Annotated in this window: 17 protein-coding genes; 4 read left to right on the top strand and 13 right to left on the bottom strand. The window is 63.5% G+C overall.

The features are described from left to right. Positions 1-35 precede the first annotated feature (35 nt). The gene (locus FJ954_RS28295; RefSeq protein WP_015316192.1) at positions 36-1214 is read right to left on the bottom strand and encodes an MFS transporter; all 1179 of its coding nucleotides are present in this window, start codon (positions 1212-1214) and stop codon (positions 36-38) included. A gap of 195 nt (positions 1215-1409) precedes the next feature. Between FJ954_RS28295 and FJ954_RS28290 the strand changes: the two genes are divergently transcribed. The 3 genes from FJ954_RS28290 to carB all read left to right on the top strand — a co-directional run bounded on the left by FJ954_RS28290 (position 1410) and on the right by carB (position 6609). Then, a complete protein-coding gene (locus FJ954_RS28290) occupies positions 1410-1766 on the top strand; it encodes a helix-turn-helix transcriptional regulator (RefSeq protein WP_015316191.1) in 357 nt (118 codons plus the stop codon). Positions 1767-2086: 320 nt separating this feature from the next. Next, a complete protein-coding gene (locus FJ954_RS28285; protein ID WP_140665007.1) occupies positions 2087-2920 on the top strand; it encodes an SH3 domain-containing protein in 834 nt (277 codons plus the stop codon). Positions 2921-3117: 197 nt separating this feature from the next. After that, on the top strand, positions 3118-6609 hold the full coding sequence (gene carB / locus FJ954_RS28280) for a carbamoyl-phosphate synthase large subunit (protein ID WP_140665004.1): 3492 nt from the start codon (positions 3118-3120) through the stop codon (positions 6607-6609). A gap of 27 nt (positions 6610-6636) precedes the next feature. Here the strand turns inward: carB and FJ954_RS28275 are convergent, their stop codons facing one another. The 7 genes from FJ954_RS28275 to FJ954_RS28240 all read right to left on the bottom strand — a co-directional run bounded on the left by FJ954_RS28275 (position 6637) and on the right by FJ954_RS28240 (position 12471). Next, positions 6637-7611 carry a hypothetical protein gene (locus tag FJ954_RS28275; RefSeq protein ID WP_140665001.1) on the bottom strand — a complete coding sequence of 325 codons (975 nt, stop codon included), beginning with the start codon at positions 7609-7611 and terminating at the stop codon, positions 6637-6639. Further along, positions 7592-8278, bottom strand: a complete 687-nt coding sequence (locus FJ954_RS28270; protein ID WP_210243333.1) for an exonuclease — start codon at positions 8276-8278, stop codon at positions 7592-7594. Before FJ954_RS28270 ends, FJ954_RS28275 begins: the two co-directional genes overlap by 20 nt. Before the next feature lie 145 nt (positions 8279-8423). Then, on the bottom strand, positions 8424-8816 hold the full coding sequence (locus FJ954_RS28265; protein WP_140664998.1) for a RidA family protein: 393 nt from the start codon (positions 8814-8816) through the stop codon (positions 8424-8426). A gap of 167 nt (positions 8817-8983) precedes the next feature. Continuing rightward, positions 8984-9448 (bottom strand): cupin domain-containing protein, encoded by a 465-nt coding sequence (locus FJ954_RS28260; RefSeq protein WP_140664995.1) that lies wholly within the window; start codon positions 9446-9448, stop codon positions 8984-8986. 307 nt (positions 9449-9755) lie between these two features. Then, positions 9756-10313 carry a DUF4142 domain-containing protein gene (locus tag FJ954_RS28250; RefSeq protein WP_140664992.1) on the bottom strand — a complete coding sequence of 186 codons (558 nt, stop codon included), beginning with the start codon at positions 10311-10313 and terminating at the stop codon, positions 9756-9758. A gap of 256 nt (positions 10314-10569) precedes the next feature. Then, positions 10570-11436, bottom strand: coding sequence for a YihY/virulence factor BrkB family protein (locus tag FJ954_RS28245; RefSeq protein WP_348641145.1), 867 nt, complete (start codon positions 11434-11436; stop codon positions 10570-10572). Positions 11437-11661: 225 nt separating this feature from the next. Beyond that, positions 11662-12471 (bottom strand): DUF899 family protein, encoded by an 810-nt coding sequence (locus FJ954_RS28240; RefSeq protein WP_246681165.1) that lies wholly within the window; start codon positions 12469-12471, stop codon positions 11662-11664. A gap of 69 nt (positions 12472-12540) precedes the next feature. Between FJ954_RS28240 and FJ954_RS28235 the strand changes: the two genes are divergently transcribed. Further along, a complete protein-coding gene (locus FJ954_RS28235) occupies positions 12541-12879 on the top strand; it encodes a hypothetical protein (RefSeq protein WP_140664989.1) in 339 nt (112 codons plus the stop codon). A 14-nt stretch (positions 12880-12893) separates the two neighbouring features. Here the strand turns inward: FJ954_RS28235 and FJ954_RS28230 are convergent, their stop codons facing one another. The 5 genes from FJ954_RS28230 to FJ954_RS28210 all read right to left on the bottom strand — a co-directional run bounded on the left by FJ954_RS28230 (position 12894) and on the right by FJ954_RS28210 (position 17474). After that, positions 12894-13718, bottom strand: a complete 825-nt coding sequence (locus FJ954_RS28230; protein WP_140664987.1) for a carbohydrate ABC transporter permease — start codon at positions 13716-13718, stop codon at positions 12894-12896. A gap of 1 nt (position 13719) precedes the next feature. Beyond that, positions 13720-14676 carry a sugar ABC transporter permease gene (locus FJ954_RS28225; RefSeq protein WP_181177935.1) on the bottom strand — a complete coding sequence of 319 codons (957 nt, stop codon included), beginning with the start codon at positions 14674-14676 and terminating at the stop codon, positions 13720-13722. After that, complete coding sequence (locus FJ954_RS28220) at positions 14673-15941, bottom strand: ABC transporter substrate-binding protein (RefSeq protein ID WP_140664981.1); 1269 nt, start codon at positions 15939-15941, stop codon at positions 14673-14675. Before FJ954_RS28220 ends, FJ954_RS28225 begins: the two co-directional genes overlap by 4 nt. 115 nt (positions 15942-16056) lie before the next feature. After that, entirely contained in the window at positions 16057-16545 is a 489-nt protein-coding gene (locus FJ954_RS28215) for a GNAT family N-acetyltransferase (RefSeq protein WP_140664979.1), read from the bottom strand. Between the two features lie 5 nt (positions 16546-16550). Next, positions 16551-17474, bottom strand: a complete 924-nt coding sequence (locus tag FJ954_RS28210) for a lytic transglycosylase domain-containing protein (protein ID WP_140664976.1) — start codon at positions 17472-17474, stop codon at positions 16551-16553. Between the last annotated feature and the right edge of the window lie 103 nt (positions 17475-17577).

Here is a 17577-nt window from a genome sequence, read left to right as displayed (position 1 = left end):
GCGAAAAAACAAGGATGCAAGCCTCGGAGCCGGCCTTATTCCGCCGGCATGGTGACGGCCCGGGCAAACACCCGCCCCGCCAGCACAATGCCGAGCCCGACGATCGGAAACACCGCCGCGACCAGACCGAGATCGGCGGGCGCGCCGTAGCGCAGCACGCCACCACCGACCACCGCGCCCACCGCCACGCCGAGATAGAGCGCCGAACCATTGAGCGACAGCACGATCGGGGCGGCGTCCGGCGCCAACTTGATGATGCGGCTGGCCTGCGCCGGCGGGAACGCCCAGCCGACGATGCCCCACGGCACCATCATCGCCATCAGCGCCGGTCCGGCAATGTGCTGCGGCAGGAAGGTCGGGATGACCGACAGCATGATCAGCATGGCGGCACTCAACGCCAGCGACCAGCCAACGGTGCGCGTGGCGCCGAAACGGTCGGCCGCCTGGCCGCCGGCAATGTTGCCGATGACGGCGCCGACGCCGAAGGCGAGCAGCATGCCGGGCAGCGCGATCTCGCTCAGCCCGCCGCCCTCGATGGCAAGCGGCGCGACATAGGCAAAGACGGTGAAGGCACCGACCAGCGCCAGCAATGTCGTCACCAGGATCGGCATCACGCCGGGACGCATGGCGGCCGCCAGCCGGCGCTTCAGCGGCAGCCTGGTGCCGATGATGCCGCGCGGCAGGCGGTACCAGAGGATGGCGCCGGACAGCGCGCCAAGGCCGGCAATGGCATAGAAGGTGCCACGCCAGCCGGCGATGGCCGCGACCAGCGCGCCAAGCGGTGCACCGACAGCGACGGCCACCGTGGTGCCGCCGACGACGACGGCGATGGCACGGGCGCGGTGATGATCGTCCACCAGCGCCACCGCCGTGCCTTGCGCGGTCGCCGCGAACAGGCCCGACGACAGCGCCATGATGATGCGTGCGACGAGCAGCACTTCGAAGGATGAGCTCAAGGCGGCGACGACATTGCCGACGACGAAGAACACCAGCGTCCACAAGATCACGCGGCGCCGGTCCCATTCGCCGGTCAGCGTCGCCAGGATCGGCGTGCCCACGGCATAGGCGAGCGCGAAAGCGGTGATCAGCGAGCCGGCGAGCGGCACGGAGATGCCGGCATCCCTGGCGATATCGGGCAGGAGGCTGGAGATGACGAAGCCTTCGGTCGAGATCGCAAACGATCCGAGCGCAAGCCAGAAAATTCTCTTGTCCATGGGAAAGCGTCCTTAGTTCAAAAATTATTGAACAATTGGACATAAAGGGGCATCATGTCAATGAAGCCAGGCAAAAATAGCATAACCATGCTGACAGCCCTGTGTCAGGACGGCCATGAACTGGAGAAACAGTGTGTATGGACCGGGCAGGATCGACGCGTTGAAATCGGCCCGAACTGTGCTTAGGTTCCAGCCATGACCTTGCCACACCCCAATACGGACCAGATCAGCCTGCCCATTGTGCTCGGCGTGCTCGGCGACCCGACGCGGCTTGCGATCGTGCGCTATCTCGCCAGCAAGGAAGGCGTGCCGCTGAACTGCAGCCGCTTCCTCGATCTCGGCTCCAAGACCAATCTGAGCTACCACCTCGCCAAGCTGCGTGAGGCCGGTGTCACCCGCGCCGAAGTGGTCGGCACCAACCGCATGATCACGCTGCGCCGCGCCGATCTCGACGCCCGCTTCCCCGGCCTGCTCGACAGCGTCATCGCCGCGGCCGCGGGCGACGCCGCCCTGCCGGCCGTCGGCGGCCACGACATCGAAGTGTCGGCCTGACGCATTTCCTTTCCCTCGCGAAGCGGGAGGAACTCATGTCCCTGTCAGGGTCGCCCTTTCGACCAGTCCTTCGCCAGCCTGTGGAGCCCCCTCGGAAATGCGCTTAGCCCGCTACGGCATCGTTACCTTGGGCGGCGCCGGCCAGCCGGATCGCTTCGAGACGATCGCCGTCGAGTACACCACGAGGCGGCGGGCCGGTCCGCCGTCATGATTAGCCTCAATTTCCGGCTTACATGGCGGCGCGTCGTCCCTTATAGAATCGGCCGGACATGCGGCAAGATGGCCGCGGCATGGAATTTCGAGTATCGGCGCACGGTCAGATGATGAGGCGCACAGTTACGCTCCGAACAGGTTTGCATGCGCTGGTTGCGGTTCCGCTGCTGATGGTGGCGTGGCTGGCTGTTGTCCCGGCCCGTGCGGAAGAAGGTCCTTTCATCTCCGTCGTCACCGGGCTCGCCCCCGACGACCTGCTCAATGTGCGCGCCAAGCCGTCGGCGATCGGCAAGACCGAGGCCCGCCTGGCGGCCGGTGCGAGCGTACGGAACCTCGGCTGCAACGACATTGACGGCCATCCCTGGTGCAAGGTTGAGTCAGACAATCCCAAAGCCACCGGCTGGGCTCCCGCGCGCTACCTCATTCCTCTCAATCCGGCGACCGTGCCCGACGAGGCCGCGGATACGCCCGCCATGGCCACCGAAGCCGCAGCGACGCCCGATGCACCCGACCTGACCGCTCGGCTGGGTGATGCGAACCAACCAGCCAGCCCCGAAGCCCCGCCGAAATCCGCGGCGGAGATCGCCATGCAGGATGCCTATGGCCTGGCGCTGGCTGCGGCTGAAAACGGACCCGCGGCCGAAGAGCCAACCGGGGCCACGGCCGGCGATGCCGGCCTGCAAATTCCCTGCGCCCGCTACGTTGGACAGCCCATGGCGCCTTGCGCGGCGAGCGTGACGCGCAAGGGCACGGACAAGGCCGACGTGACCGTGACCTGGCCCGATGGCGGCAGCCGCGTCATCTCCTTCGCTGCCGGCCTGCCGGCAAGCTCGGACGCCGGCAGCGACTTCCGCTTCACCCGGGAAGGCAAACTCAACATGATCCGCATCGGCGTGTCGGAGCGGTTCGAGATCGCGGACACGGTGGTGCTGGGGGATTAGGCACGCTCCAGGGGTCGGCACGAGGGAATGAGGCGCTTGTTTGCTTAGCACGCCTACCCGCATTTTCGGGGTTACATCGAGCAAAACTCTTCCCTATAAGGCCCTCCTAGCCTGATACCAGAATCGCGAGCACAACCGGCCGGGTCTTCCCGTCCCGGTTTTTTGTGCAAGCCCGCTGCCGAACGGAATTCATAGACATGCCCAGACGCACCGACATCAAGTCGATCCTGATCATCGGGGCCGGCCCCATAGTCATCGGCCAGGCCTGCGAATTCGACTATTCCGGCACCCAGGCTTGCAAGGCGCTGAAGGAAGAGGGCTTTCGCGTCATCCTGGTCAATTCCAACCCGGCCACCATCATGACCGACCCGGAACTGGCCGACGCCACCTATATCGAGCCGATCACCCCAGAAGTGGTCGCCAAGATCATCGCCAAGGAGCGGCCCGACGCGCTGCTGCCGACCATGGGCGGCCAAACCGCGCTCAACACCGCTTTGTCGCTGCGCCGCATGGGCGTGCTGGAGCGCTATCAAGTAGAGATGATCGGCGCCGACGCGCATGCCATCGACAAGGCCGAGGACCGCGCGCTGTTTCGCGAGGCGATGAAGACGATCGGGTTGGAGACGCCGAAGTCGATGCTGGCCAACGCCACCGACGTCAAGAACGCCGACCGCAAGACGCATGAGGCCGAGCGCGCCGCGCTGAAGGCCGAGAAGCCGGACAATCTGGACGCCGAACTCGATGCGCTGGAAACCCGCTGGAACCTCGGCGAAGGCGACCGCAAGCAGCGCTACATCAGCCATGGCATGGCGATCGCCGCCCAGGCGCTCGACCATGTCGGCCTGCCAGCCATCATCCGCCCGTCCTTCACCATGGGCGGCACCGGCGGCGGCATCGCCTACAACAGGGCCGAATTCTACGACATCGTCCAGTCCGGCCTCGACGCCTCGCCGACCACCGAAGTGCTGATCGAGGAGAGCGTGCTCGGCTGGAAGGAGTATGAGATGGAGGTCGTCCGCGACAGAGCGGACAATTGCATCATCGTCTGCTCGATCGAGAACATCGACCCGATGGGCGTGCACACGGGCGACAGCATCACCGTCGCCCCGGCGCTGACCTTGACCGACAAGGAATACCAGATGATGCGCAACGCCTCGATCGCGGTGCTGCGCGAGATCGGCGTCGAGACCGGCGGCTCCAACGTGCAGTTCGCCGTCAACCCGGCCGATGGCCGTCTCGTCGTCATCGAGATGAACCCGCGCGTCTCGCGCTCGTCCGCGCTCGCCTCCAAGGCGACCGGCTTCCCGATCGCCAAGATCGCCGCCAAGCTAGCCGTCGGCTACACGCTGGACGAGCTGGAGAACGACATCACCGGCGGCGCCACGCCCGCCTCGTTCGAGCCGTCGATCGACTATGTCGTGACCAAGATCCCGCGCTTTGCCTTCGAAAAGTTCCCCGGCGCCGAGCCGGTGCTGACCACGGCCATGAAGTCGGTCGGCGAAGTCATGGCCATCGGCCGCACCTTCCAGGAGTCTTTGCAGAAGGCGCTGCGCGGTCTCGAGACCGGCCTCACCGGCCTGGACGAGATCGAGATCCCCGGCCTTGGCGCAACCAACAGCGCCGACGACCGCAACGCCATCCGCGCCGCCTTGGGCACGCCGACGCCCGACCGGCTGCGCATGGTGGCGCAGGCGATCCGCATGGGCACGTCGCTGGAAGACGTGCACGCCATGTGCAAGATCGACCCGTGGTTTCTCGAACAGATCGCCGGCATCGTCGCCATGGAAGCCCGCATCCGCGAGCACGGCATTCCGGGCGATGCCGTCAATCTGCGCATGCTGAAGGCGATGGGCTTCTCCGACGCCCGCCTCGCCTCGCTGACGAAGACCGACGCCGAAGTCGTTCAGAAGACTCGCGAAAAGCTCGACGTTCATCCGGTTTACAAGCGCATCGACACCTGCGCGGCCGAATTCGCCTCGCCCACCGCCTACATGTACTCGACCTACGAAGTGCCCTTCGCCGGCGCGCTCGCCAACGAGGCGCAGGTCTCGGCGCGCAAGAAGGTCGTCATTCTCGGCGGCGGACCGAACCGCATCGGCCAGGGCATCGAGTTCGACTATTGCTGCTGCCACGCCGCCTTCGCTCTGCGCGACGCCGGCTATGAAGCGATCATGATCAACTGCAACCCCGAAACCGTGTCGACCGATTACGACACGTCGGACCGGCTCTATTTCGAGCCGCTGACGGCGGAGGACGTGCTGGAGATCCTGCGCGCCGAGCAGGCCTCGGGCGAACTGGTCGGCGTCATCGTCCAGTTCGGCGGCCAGACGCCGCTGAAGCTGGCCGACGCGCTGGAGAAGGCAGGCATTCCGATCCTCGGCACCTCGCCCGACATGATCGATCTGGCCGAAGACCGCGACCGCTTCCAGAAACTGCTGCACAAGCTCAACCTCAGCCAGCCGAAGAACGGCATCGCCTATTCGGTCGAGCAGGCCCGCCTCGTCGCCGGCGAGCTCGGCTTCCCGCTGGTGGTGCGCCCCTCCTATGTGCTCGGCGGCCGCGCCATGCAGATCATCCATGACGAGGGCATGCTGCAGTCCTATTTGCTCGACACCGTGCCCGGCCTGGTGCCGGAGGACATCAAGCAGAAATACCCCAACGACAAGACCGGCCAGATCAACACGCTGTTGGGCAAGAACCCGCTGCTGTTCGACACCTACCTCTCCGGCGCCATCGAGGTCGATGTCGACTGCCTCTGCGACGGCAAGGCGACCTTCGTGTCGGGCATTCTCGAACACATCGAGGAGGCCGGCATCCATTCGGGCGACAGTGCCTGCTCGCTGCCGGTTCATTCGCTGCCGTCGGACCTCGTCGACGAGCTCGAGCGGCAGACGGCGGCGCTCGCCCGCGCGCTCAATGTCGGCGGGCTGATGAACGTGCAATACGCGATCAAGGACGGCACGGTCTATGTGCTGGAGGTCAACCCGCGCGCGTCGCGCACCGTCCCCTTCGTCGCCAAGACCATCGGCCGTCCGATCGCCAAAATCGCCGCCCGCATCATGGCCGGCGAGACGCTGGAAGACGCCTTCGCCCATTACGGGGCCATGCCCGACCCCAGGAATCCCGGCCACATCGCGGTCAAGGAAGCCGTCTTCCCCTTCGCCCGTTTCCCCGGCGTCGACATATTGCTCGGCCCGGAAATGCGCTCCACGGGCGAGGTCATGGGCCTCGACCGCGATTTCGCGCTGGCCTTCGCCAAGAGCCAGCTCGGAGCCGGCGTCGACCTGCCCCGCTCCGGCACGCTGTTCGTCTCGGTGCGCGACGAGGACAAGAAAGGCATCCTGCCGGCGGTCAAGCGCCTCGCCGGCCTCGGCTTCAAGGTGCTGGCGACCTCGGGCACGCAGCGCTTCCTCGCCGAAAACGGCGTCGACGCCCAGAAGATCAACAAGGTCCTGGAAGGCCGCCCCCACATCGAAGACGCCATCCGCAACCGCCAGGTCCAGATCGTCTTCAACACGACGGACGGCCAGAAGGCGGTGTCGGACTCCAAATCGCTGCGGCGGGCAACGCTGATGCAGAAGGTGCCGTACTACACAACGCTGTCGGGAGCGGCCGCTGTGGCGGAAGCGATCGCGGCGTTGAAGGCGGGGAGTTTGGAGGTCAGGCCGCTGCAGGAGTATTTTGCGTAGGGATATGGCGTGTCTATTGAGGCGGCGTCAGACGATAATCAGACGATGAAACTCATTCCCGCCGCCAATACTGTTTATCGCATTGAACATTTCTTGACCAAATTTGTAGTCATCACGCATATAGCCTTTATTGTCCTGAATTTGCTGCTCAAGCCTAGCAGTCTCTTGGCTCGCCGTATGCAAAAATCGATCGTACATTTCTATCAGATTATCAATCGTCCCCCGGGCATGGGAGATGTCAGAATTGCCTCTCAATGAAAACAACCTCTCCATTGGAGTCATTGCGCACATCTCAATTGCATTAGACTGAGTGACCGTCCCATTCGTGCTGTAAATCGAAAGAAGGTATAATATAGCCGAGTAGCAGGTTAGTATTCTGCTATGCTTCAGTTTATAATTCTTGACCTTCTTTTTTATTCTAAGATCTCCAACGAGTTTTCTTGTCCTAGCCTCATAGTTGACGCAAAATGTTCGCCAGAGTCGGATAATATCGTTTGTGAAATATGCTGGAACAAACTTGTTCTGATATCGATCGAAATCTACCCAGTAGGCTTCTACAATATCTCTCCTTACCTTATTAAATATATCTTCATTCGTTAACGGTTTCGCCTCTAGAAGCATAAGTAGGCGCGTGGTGAAGGTATTGTTGGAGTCGTCGATCGGAGACCCAATTTCATCTACCAAGCTTCGATCTGTGAATTGGCCGATGTATTTTCCATCACCATCAATTTCTTTAAGACCCAAGCGTTCAACCGCCAGAATTATTTCTGACTTTAGCCTTATCTCTTGGAGAAGGGAAAGCTTGCTCCCTTTTTTCCTAGTACTCAACGCTACGATGCACGGATCTAAGTCACTGTGCTCGCTTGCTTCGAGTCTCCCGAAGGAGCCGCTAGCAAATACACAAGCTTTCGTACCAGTTATCTTCCTTGCGCCCAAAAGGGCCTGTTTCAAGTCCCCCATACGCCGAAGAGAGTATTCCTTCCTATCGTCGATTGCTCCCATTTATCCCCTCCCACTCGAATACGTTGGCAAATATCTCCGCCTGCTCAATGGCGTCATCAATCGCATGATGGGTATGTTTTTTGGTCGACGCCAGATTGATAGGTAGATGAGATCTACCCGCCTCCGCAATGGGAATCGCAGATTTAACGGCAAAAGCAGTTTTGATGTCAAAGCAACGAGAATAATCGAATGGCGAGCCGTATCGACCAAATCTCATAAAATACCAGTAAAGCCAATTCCAGTCGAAACTTAGAGGATACGCGACCAGGACTGGGTAGGAGTCGCCTGAAATAATTTTTATCCACTCAAAGGCTTCGGTCATCGAATGGATCGGATCAGAGCCGTTTAGAACGAGATCATCTCTATCTAGGCCATTGACATTCAAAGCCTCTGCTTGGAATTCTGTCGAAATAGGAGACAATTCCCTGTAGAATACTTGATTGTACTCAGAAGGCCTCTCGAAACGCTCTCCATCATACTTGCCGGCATACACGATTGCGAATGACAGCATCGAAAACGGGCCAGGTATAGGCCCATCCGTTTCAACGTCTGCCGAGAAGTACACATCCGTACGACGCACAGGGGTCGCGCCCGGTGCCAAACGAGGATCGACGTTCTGACGCATGGCGCCATGCGATTTCAAAATCAATTGCTCACCAAATATCATAAGCCTGCTGCAATTCGCAGTGACCCGATGCTACGGAGCAACATCGGTAGACGAAACTATCGCTACTACGCGTCAGATGCCAGCAGGCATTGCCGCTAATTCTATCAAAAGCGCCTCTTGCAGGCTTGACCTCTAAGACGCTCCCTCACGCCACCGCCACGCACTCAATCTCAACATCAAACTCCATCGGCCACGAAGCCACCGGCACAAAGCTCCTTGCTGGCGGGTTCACGCTGAAATACCGGGCATACACCCTGTTTATCGCGGAGTAGAAGCCGGAATTGACGGCGTAGATGCGCACCATCACCACGTTTTCCAGCGAGGTGCCGGCCGCTTCCAGGCAATGTTTGAGCGCCTTCAGCGAGGCCTCGGTCTGGACCTCGATGTCGCCGCGCACCATCTCGCCGGTCACCATATCCACCGGCGGCGTCGCCGAGATGAACACGAAGCCGTTGGCCTTCACCGCCGTCGAACAGGGCAGGCCGAGCGCCCGCACCTTGTCCGACATGACGGGCACTTCGATGACTTCTTTTTTCATGGTGGTGCTCCCTGGGTTGGCAGGGAGCTTAGCGGGCTGCCGGGCGAACGCCAGCGGCGGGATGTGGTCCAGGCGTCACCCCTGCCCAAGCTAATCGCATAGGGCGCTCCCCTCTCCGTCCGCTACGCGGACGGAGAGGGGGCTAGCGCCGCCCTATGCGATTGCCCTCACCCCTGCCCCGGATAAGGCGTGCCGTCCTTGTGCAGGAAGCGCCCGTCCGAACTCGGGCTCATCATGTCGATGTCGGAGCAGGTGATGACATCGTCCGGAGAGCGCGAGCCGACTTCCAGGTAGCGCGCCGTGACCGACGCGCGGTTGATCATGTGATGGCCGTTGCCGCTGTTCTTGGCGAAGGCAGCACTGTCACCGGCCTTGAGCAGCGTCTCCGCGCCATCCTCGACCAGCACCAGTTCGCCTTCCAGCACATAGACGAACTCGTCCTCGTGGCTGTGCCAGTGACGCTGGCTCGACCAGCCGCCGGGTGGCAATGTCGTCAGGTTGACGCCGAAATCGGTAAGCCCGCCGGCATCGCCAAGGCGCCGGCGCGTGCGGTCGGCGCAAGGGGCGTCGAAGGGTGCGGGGTAGCCCGAGCCCTTGCGCCCGGGCACGGATGCGAGGTCGATCTTGGGCATGGGGTGCTCCCGAGGTGAGGCGGCAGTGTAGCGCATGGCCGGTGGAGGCACAGGGCCAAGTTGCGCGTTTTGCCTGGGCGTATCCGACGTAGCGCCCTAGGCGCCCCCCTCTGTCCTGCCGGACATCTCCCCCTCTTTGGGGGGAGATTGGCTGTTGTCGCTGCTTTCGCCAATTTTCAACAGCGCCAGGAAGAGAGCCGGCGCCGAAGCCGCCAATCTCCCCACTTGAGGGGGAGATGTCCGGCAGGACAGAGGGGGGCGCCGTAGAGCGCGGATCTCGAACCGTTCTCGCCCTGGCCACCGCCCCCTAATGCGCCGCGCCGAGCTCTTTCACGTGCTTCTCGTGCATCTTCAGCGTTGGCAGCGTCTTCTTGGCGAATTCCTTCAGCGCGGGGTCGTCGCCCGATTTCGCATAGGTGCTGAACAGGGCCACCGCCTGCTTGTGGGCCTCGGTCTGCATCATGACGTATTTTTCATCGAACGCCTTGCCGCTGGCGGCTTTCAGCTGGTCCAGCATCTGCTGGTCCTTGGGCTGCAGCGCGGGTCCGGCGGGCTTGATCGAGGCGGTGGTCTGCCCCTTGCTCAGCGCCTGCTTGAAGTCCTCGCCGGCCTTGGTGTGGTCCTTGATCATCTGGCCGGCGAAGGCCTTGACGTCCGCCGAGGCGGATTTCTGTTCTGCCAGCTGGCTCGACTGGATCTCGAATTCATTGGCACTGGGCACTGTGGCGACAAAGGTCGGGGTGTCGACCTTGCTGTCGGGCAACATGGGCGCGACCGCGTTCGAGTTGGTGCCGTTCGTCTGGGCAAGGGCGGCGGGCGCGACGGCGGTCAGCGCGACGGCGGCCATGGTCAGGAGCATTTTCATCTGGCGTCTCCGATCGGAATGGTTCCCTCGAGGAGTCCAACGCCGCAGATGCGGCGAGGTTGCCAGCCGTGTCCCTTCCCGTCGCGCCGTAGAAGGGAAAGCAGCCTTGCGACCGCGGCAGGATCTACGGACGACGAGGCCCCAGCAGAAAGGCTGTCATCGTCGCGCTCACGCACGCCACCGCCAACAAGGGGACGAAGCCCGAAGAGCCGGGCCTTCGGCGCATTGGAACAAGGCTTTCCGGAGCCGGAGCATTTTAAACCAAACCGTCCAGGTCGGACCTGCTCCCCCGTCGAACGGAATAGGCGCGCGTCAACTCCGCACCGAGCAGAAAGATTTCCGATGAATAATAGACCCAGAGCAGTATGACGAGCAGCCCTCCGGCCGCACCATAGGACGATGCGATCGCACTCGTGCCGATATACCAGCCGATAAGCGACTTTCCCAACGTGAACAGAGCGGCGGTCACCACGGCACCGATCCCGACATCCCGCCACTGCAAGGCACGGTCCGGCAGCACTTTGTAGATCGCGGCAAACATCACCGAGATCAGGGAAAAGGAAATCAGGGTGTTGATGGCGCTCAGAACAAATTGGCCGAACGGCAGATAAGCGCTGATCACGCTGCCCAGAGCCGAGATCGCCGCGCTCGCCGCCAGGGATACCAGCAACATGAAGCCGAGGGCGGCGACCAGGCCCAGACTTGCCGCACGCGCGCGCAAGAGACGCGACAGCGAACCCCCTTTCGCTTCAACCTTCCATATTGCATTCAGGGCCTGCTGCATCTCGCCAAACACCGCGGAGGCGGTGACGAGCAGCGTGGCCACGCCGATCAGGGCCGCCAGGGTCCCCGATGATTTGCTGGATGCCCCTTCGAGCGCCGTCTGAAGCAGCGCCGCGCTTTCCCGGCCCATCAGCCCCGATATCTGAGCAGACAAGGCCAACTGTGCCGCGTCATGACCAAAAGCGATGCCGGCAATCGCGACGACGATTATCAGGACCGGGGCCAGCGACGTGGCGGCATAAAACGCCATTGCCGCGCCATGGCTAAGGGCATTGTCGTTGACAAAGCCAACCACGCTTTCTCGCACCAAGTCCCATACGTCTTTGATTGCAGGGCGCACGTCTAATCCGTGAAAGGGGTCGCAAACCGTCTCCTATCAATGCAGCGGATGTTCCGATGTTCCGGCCGACCTGAGCGAGAGCTTCGGCAGCCACGTGAAGCGCGGATCAAGGACACGGGTCAAACACAAGGCATCCCCCGACGACCACGCCTGCCTCATCGAACAGGCCGATGGCGACCATGTGCTGAAGAGCCACTCGGAACGAAGCGTGCGGACCGAGCGGCTTCAGTGGCAGCACGCCTCGCCATATTGCAGTTGCTCGCCGAAATTCGGCCGGCCTTCCGGCGTGAAATCCATCAGGTTCCACAGGATCTCGCAGGTGCCGATGGCGCGCGGGTCCTGGCCGGGCTCGGTCGGCGCGAAGCCGAGTTCCGACGACCAGAAATGCCTGATGCCGTCAGCGTCGCGGTGGAACACCGACAGCAGCGGGATCTGCGCGCCGTCCGCATCCTCGGCATTGTAGTCGCGCTTGAAGCTGTTGTTGGCCGACGACACCAGCCGCATGTTGCGCCAGCCGCGATCGCGGCCGAGCGTGACGAGGTTTTCCAGCGCCGTCCTGGCCACCACGGCGAAGTTGAAGCCGGCCGCTTCGAGATGGCCGACCGCGCCGTCGAACTGGTCGAGCAGGGCGGTGCAGGACGGGCATGGCTGGTCGGGCCGGGCGAGCTTTGCCGTGCCGCCGCTGGTCGCGACGTCGCGCGTCTCCCGCGGATGGCGCGGGAACATCATGTTGTAGAGGATCAGCGTGTTCTTGCCGGCCGCGAACAGCTCCGACAGTTTTATCCTGGCGGGCTTGCCGGCTTCATCGAGGCCGTCGAATACATAGTCCTGCGGCACCAGCCCGCCCGGCGGCAGCGCGCGGCGCGCCTCGGCCACGGCTTCCATGGCCCGGCGCAGCTCGATTTCCTTCTTCAGCAGCTTTTCGCGCGCGGTGCGGTATCTGGAATCATGATCGGCTCCTTGGTTCCGCGCGCCGGCGTCCCGGCGCGGTTGCTCTGCGACCCAAGGACGTTTGGCCGGAACCGGTCCCGACATTTCGCATCGGGACAGGCCCGGCCTTGCCACATCCCCGTTATCGGCTACAGCTGAGGAGTGGAGAGAAGAATGCACGAAGCCGACGAGATCGACCTGCGCTGCCCGCAAGTGGTGGCCGACAATGCCGCCAAGGGCCTGCGGCTGCGCAAGCAGTTCGGCCGTGGCGGCACCGAGATCGGCGTGGCGCGGGCGACGGAGCTGAAGAACCGGGAGAAGCTGGCACCTTCCACCATCCGCCGCATCGTCAGCTACTTCGCCCGCCACGAGGTCGACAAGCGCGGCAAGAATTACGGCAATGAAGAAAACCCTTCGGCCGGCACCATCGCCTGGCTCTTATGGGGTGGCGACGAGGGCCGCGCCTGGGCGCTGGAGATCAAGCAGAAAATCGGCAACGCGCCCGATATCTGAACGCCGACCGCCCCTCACCCCTTGACGCCGCCGGCAGTGAGGCCGGAGACGATCTTGCGCTGGAAGATCAGCACCAGCACCACCAGCGGCACCGTGACGATCACCGAGGCGGCCATGATGTTGCCCCAGGGGATTTCGAACTGCGAATTGCCCGAAAGCAGCGCGATCGCCACCGGCACGGTCCGCCGCGCGTCGTTGGAGGTGAAGGTCAGCGCAAACAGGAACTCGTTCCAGGCACCGATGAAGGCCAGCAGCCCGGTGGTCGCCAGCGCCGGCCACATCAGCGGCAGGAAGATGCGCGTGATGATGATCCACGGCGTCGCGCCATCGAGGATCGCCGCCTCCTCGACCTCCACCGGCAGGTCGCGCACGAAAGCGGTGAGCACCCAGACGGTGAACGGCAGCGTGAAGATCATGTAGGAGAAGATCAGCGCGAGGAGCGAATTGTAGAGGCCGAACAGCCGCACCAGCTCGAACAGCCCGGCCAGCACCGCCACCTGCGGAAACATCGAGACCGACAGGATGGCGAACAGCAATGCCGAGCGGCCGCGAAAACGGATACGCGCCAGCGCGTAGGCCGCGGTGACGCCGAGGAACAGCGACAGCGCCACCACCGCGCCTGAAACCACCAGCGAGTTCAGCAGGTTGCGCAGGAAGGCGCCTTCGGCCACCACGTTGCGATAATTGCCAAGGCTGGGCACCTTCGGCCACAGGTCGGCCTGGAACAGCTCGGTCCCCGATTTCAGGCTGGTGACGATGGCGTAATAGAACGGGAACACCGCGATCAGCACGATTGCTCCGACCAGCAGATAAAAACCTATGCGCTTCAGCAGCCACATCTCAGCGGCCTCCGTCCAGGCTTATCCGGCCGATGCGGATGGTGAGCATGGTGAGCAGAGCGAGGATGAGGAAGAGCAAGGTCGAGGCGGCCGAGCCATAGGCGAACTTGTCGAACTCGAACAGGTTCTCGCGGGCGAACACCGACATCGACTTGGTGTGCGCATTGTTGGGCGTCAGCACATAGATCAGGTCGAAGATGCGCAGCGCATCGAGCGCCCGGAAGATCACCGCCACCATCACCGCCGGGCGGATCAGCGGCAAGGTCACCCGCCAGAAGATCTGCCAGGGATTGGCGCCGTCCAGCCTGGCGACCTCGATGATCTCGCGCGGCAGCATCTGCAGCGCGGCAAGGATCAGCAGCGCCATGAACGGCGTCGTCTTCCAGATGTCGACGATCAGCACCGCCGCCATCGCCGTGTCGGCGCTGGCGGTCCAGGCGATCTTGTGGTCGATCAGCCCGAGGTTGACGAGCACGACATTGATGATGCCGAACTGGTCGTTCAGCATCCACTGCCACATCTTCGCCGAGACGATGGTCGGGATCGCCCAGGGGATGAGGATCGCCGCCCTGACGATGCCGCGGCCGGGGAATTCGGCATTGAGCACCAGGGCGACGACCATGCCGAGGATCGTCTCGCAGGTCACTGAAACCACCGCGAACCGCACGGTGTTCCACACGGCGCCCCACCAGACCGGGTCGAGAAGCAGCCCGTCGTAGATGACCCGCCCGCTCGGCATGCGCAGCACCGAGACATAGTTGGCCAAGCCGACCCATTGGCGGGCGTCGAGATCTGACAGCGAGGCATCGGTGAAGCTGAAATAAACCGTGCGCGCCAGCGGCCAGCCGGCAGCGGCGGCGAGCACCACAAGCATCGGCGCCAGGAACAGCCATGCCGAGCGCGCACGCTGGCGCGTCAGGCTCGAACCAGGGCGCGCATCGGCCGGGTGCGCGCTCACCAGCCCCTGCCTTTCAGCCGGGTCAGCGTCGCTTCGAGATCGGCCAGATTGTCGGCGGCACTGCCCTCGCCGGACAAGGTCTTGTGGACGGCGTTCCAGAACTGGCTCGACGCCTCGTTGTACTTGTTCCTGGTCACCGCCGACGGCCGAGGCCCGGCATTGAGGAAGACCTCTTTCCAGTGTGGAATGATGGGCTGTTGCCGGGCGATGTCGGCATCATCATAGAGCGCCTGGATGGTCGGCAGGTTGGCGGTCTTGAGCGTGCGGTATTTCTGCATTGCCGGCGAGGCGATGAACTTGACCAGCTCGATCGCCGCATCCGGGTGCTTGGAATATTTCGAGACCGCGAGGTTCCAGCCGCCGAGCGTCGCGGCCGGCCGGGCGCCCTCGCCCGTGCCCGCCGGCAGCGGTGTGACATCGAACTTGCCCCTGATCGGCGCCCCCTGGCTGTTGCCCAGCGCATAGGCATAGGGCCAGTTGCGCATGAAGACCGCATTGCCGGTCTGCCACACGCCGCGCGCCTCCTCTTCCTGGTAGGCGAGCACGCCGGGCGGGGCGATGGTGCCGATCCAGGCCTTGGCCATGTCGAGCGCGGCCGCCGCCTGGGGGTTGTTGATTGAAATCGCGCCATCCGGCTCGACGATATGGCCGCCGCCATTCGACACCACCCATTCGAACGCGTCGCAGGTCAGCCCCTCATAGGCGTTGCCCTGGAAGACGAAACCCCAGATATCCCTGTTGCCCGACGCCCGCTCCTTGTCCATCACCAGCCTGGCGGTGTCGCCCAGCTCCTTCCAGGTGGCCGGCACCTTGGCGCCGTATTTGTCGAGCAGGTCCTTGCGGTAATAGAGCGCCGGCGCATCGGTGAAGATCGGCAGCGCCACCAGCCTGCCGTCGACGGTCTGCGACTGGATGATCGACGGGAAATGCTTGGCCACGACATCCCTGGTCGCCTGGGTCAGGTCGACGAACTGGCTGGCGAGCTGCGGCGCCCAGATGACATCGGTCTGGTAGACGTCGACGTCGCTGTTGCCGGCGGCGAGCCACAGCCTGTACTGGCCGAACTGGTCGGTCCCGGACGACGGCATGGCGACGATGGTGACCGTGTCGCCGCTCTCCTTCTCATAGCGGTCGAGGATCTCGCGCAGCACCTTGAGGCCGTTGCCGGTGTCGCCCGACACGATCGACAGCTCGACCGCGCGCGCCGGACCCGCCGCGAGCACGACGACGACGCTCAACGCCAGCCATGCGTGGAAAAGCTTCATCGCGGTGGATCTCCCTTGGCAGCCGGCGGCGCACGGCACCGGCAGCCGGTCAGGACCCCACCGTTCATTGAATGCGGAGCAGCGCCTTGGGTTCCCGAACAGCCATCGCCGCCAGTCAGCCTTCCCAGGCGACGGGCCTCATGCCCAGCCGCTCGTAAAGCCGCACGGCGGCGGGGTTCTCAAGCGTATTGGTCTTGAGGTCGACATGGGCGGCGCCCCGGTCGCGAAAAATGGCGAAGGCGTGCCACATCAGCGCTTCACCGACACCCTTGCCGCGCGCCTCTGCATGAACGGCCAGATCCTTGACGAACGCCGAGCTCCAGCACAATGCAGCCGCCGCCAGCCTGCCCTTGGCGTCGATAACGAGGAAACACAGCGCCGGGTCGAATGCGGGGTCTTCGGATATGCGCGGCCACCATTCGTCGAAGGGGCCGTCCGCGCCGTCGTCGAACACTTCGCCCAGCAACGCATGCAGGGGCAGCGCGTCGCCGCGCTCGAACGAGCGCATGACGAAGCCGTCCGGCCAATGCGGTGGAACGAGTGTCTCGTCGAGGATCTTGCGCAGCCGGATGTCGTTCGGAGCCGGCGGGCGCGGTTCGGGCATCGCGCTCAGGCGTCGGGCTGAAGGCGCCCGCGCTTGCGGTCGACGCCGAGGCCGGTCGCCTCGAGCAGGCCCTTGCGCTTGGCGTCGAAATAATAGCCGGTCTGGTAGAGCCAGTCGGCCTTCTTGGCGTTGCCGTTGGACACCAGCCAGGCGCCGCGCAGATATTTGACCGCGTATTTGAGGTTGGTCTCGGCGTCGAACAGGCCCTTGGCCGGCCCATCATAGCCCATGCCGCGCGCCGTCGCGTGCTTGATCTGCATCAGCCCCCAATGGCCGTTATTGTAGGCCTTGGGATTGTAGGTGCTTTCGCGGTTGACGACATGGCGCACCAGATCGACCGGCACCTGGTAGAAGGCGGCGTATTTGACGATCAGCCGGTCGACGTCGCCGCGCATGCCGGTCGCATGCTGCTCCGGCTCGACCGGCTCCGACGGGAACTGCACCAGGGCAGCCGGGTTCTGCGGCACGACATAGGCCACCTGCTGCACGCCAGGCAGTTTCTGGCCGCCCTTGGCAACCGCCGGCACGATGAGCCCGGCGGTCGTATAGGTCTCCGCCGACTGGATCGGTCGGCCGGCTTTCGCCGGGGCCGGCGCCTGCCAGGCATTGGCGGCCATCACGGCGGGCACGGCAGGCGCGGTTGGGGTCGCCCCGGCAAAGGCCGCGGCCGGCTGGGCGACGGCATCGAGGGCCGGTGCACCCGCGCTTGGAGTCGACTCGGTGGTCTGGACGGGGCTGATTCCGGAGGATTGCGGCAGCACCGAAACCGTCTCCGGCAAGGGGATGGTGAAGCCGGCATCGCTGCCGGCAACGGTCGCGGTTTCGGTCAGCGACGGCGCGGCCTTCATCTGCGAGGTCGAGGTGCAGCCGCTGATGCCGGCAGCCGCCACGATCACGCCGATGGCGATAAGGGTTTGTTTTGCTGGCAAGCCGCGTTCGGTGTCCGGTTTGTCGGGTGTTAAGATTTTCCTTACACCAGCGATTCCTGGGTAGCAATCGGGGCCATCTGGTGGTTTTCGGGTGGCGGGATGC

The sequence above is a fragment of the Mesorhizobium sp. B2-3-15 genome, assembly GCF_006442875.1.
GTDB lineage: Bacteria > Pseudomonadota > Alphaproteobacteria > Rhizobiales > Rhizobiaceae > Mesorhizobium > Mesorhizobium australicum.
This window is presented reverse-complemented; position numbering and strand designations above follow the sequence as displayed.

Excerpts from the sequence above, each read along its gene's own strand:
- FJ954_RS28295 (WP_015316192.1), bottom strand. The coding sequence starts at position 1,214 with ATGGACAAGAGAATTTTCTGGCTTGCGCTCGGATCGTTTGCGATCTCG.
- FJ954_RS28290 (WP_015316191.1), top strand. The coding sequence starts at position 1,410 with ATGACCTTGCCACACCCCAATACGGACCAGATCAGCCTGCCCATTGTG.
- FJ954_RS28285 (WP_140665007.1), top strand. The coding sequence starts at position 2,087 with ATGATGAGGCGCACAGTTACGCTCCGAACAGGTTTGCATGCGCTGGTT.
- carB (WP_140665004.1), top strand. The coding sequence starts at position 3,118 with ATGCCCAGACGCACCGACATCAAGTCGATCCTGATCATCGGGGCCGGC.
- FJ954_RS28275 (WP_140665001.1), bottom strand. The coding sequence starts at position 7,611 with ATGGGAGCAATCGACGATAGGAAGGAATACTCTCTTCGGCGTATGGGG.
- FJ954_RS28270 (WP_210243333.1), bottom strand. The coding sequence starts at position 8,278 with ATGATATTTGGTGAGCAATTGATTTTGAAATCGCATGGCGCCATGCGT.
- FJ954_RS28265 (WP_140664998.1), bottom strand. The coding sequence starts at position 8,816 with ATGAAAAAAGAAGTCATCGAAGTGCCCGTCATGTCGGACAAGGTGCGG.
- FJ954_RS28260 (WP_140664995.1), bottom strand. The coding sequence starts at position 9,448 with ATGCCCAAGATCGACCTCGCATCCGTGCCCGGGCGCAAGGGCTCGGGC.
- FJ954_RS28250 (WP_140664992.1), bottom strand. The coding sequence starts at position 10,313 with ATGAAAATGCTCCTGACCATGGCCGCCGTCGCGCTGACCGCCGTCGCG.
- FJ954_RS28240 (WP_246681165.1), bottom strand. The coding sequence starts at position 12,471 with ATGTCGGGACCGGTTCCGGCCAAACGTCCTTGGGTCGCAGAGCAACCG.
- FJ954_RS28235 (WP_140664989.1), top strand. The coding sequence starts at position 12,541 with ATGCACGAAGCCGACGAGATCGACCTGCGCTGCCCGCAAGTGGTGGCC.
- FJ954_RS28230 (WP_140664987.1), bottom strand. The coding sequence starts at position 13,718 with ATGTGGCTGCTGAAGCGCATAGGTTTTTATCTGCTGGTCGGAGCAATC.
- FJ954_RS28220 (WP_140664981.1), bottom strand. The coding sequence starts at position 15,941 with ATGAAGCTTTTCCACGCATGGCTGGCGTTGAGCGTCGTCGTCGTGCTC.
- FJ954_RS28215 (WP_140664979.1), bottom strand. The coding sequence starts at position 16,545 with ATGCCCGAACCGCGCCCGCCGGCTCCGAACGACATCCGGCTGCGCAAG.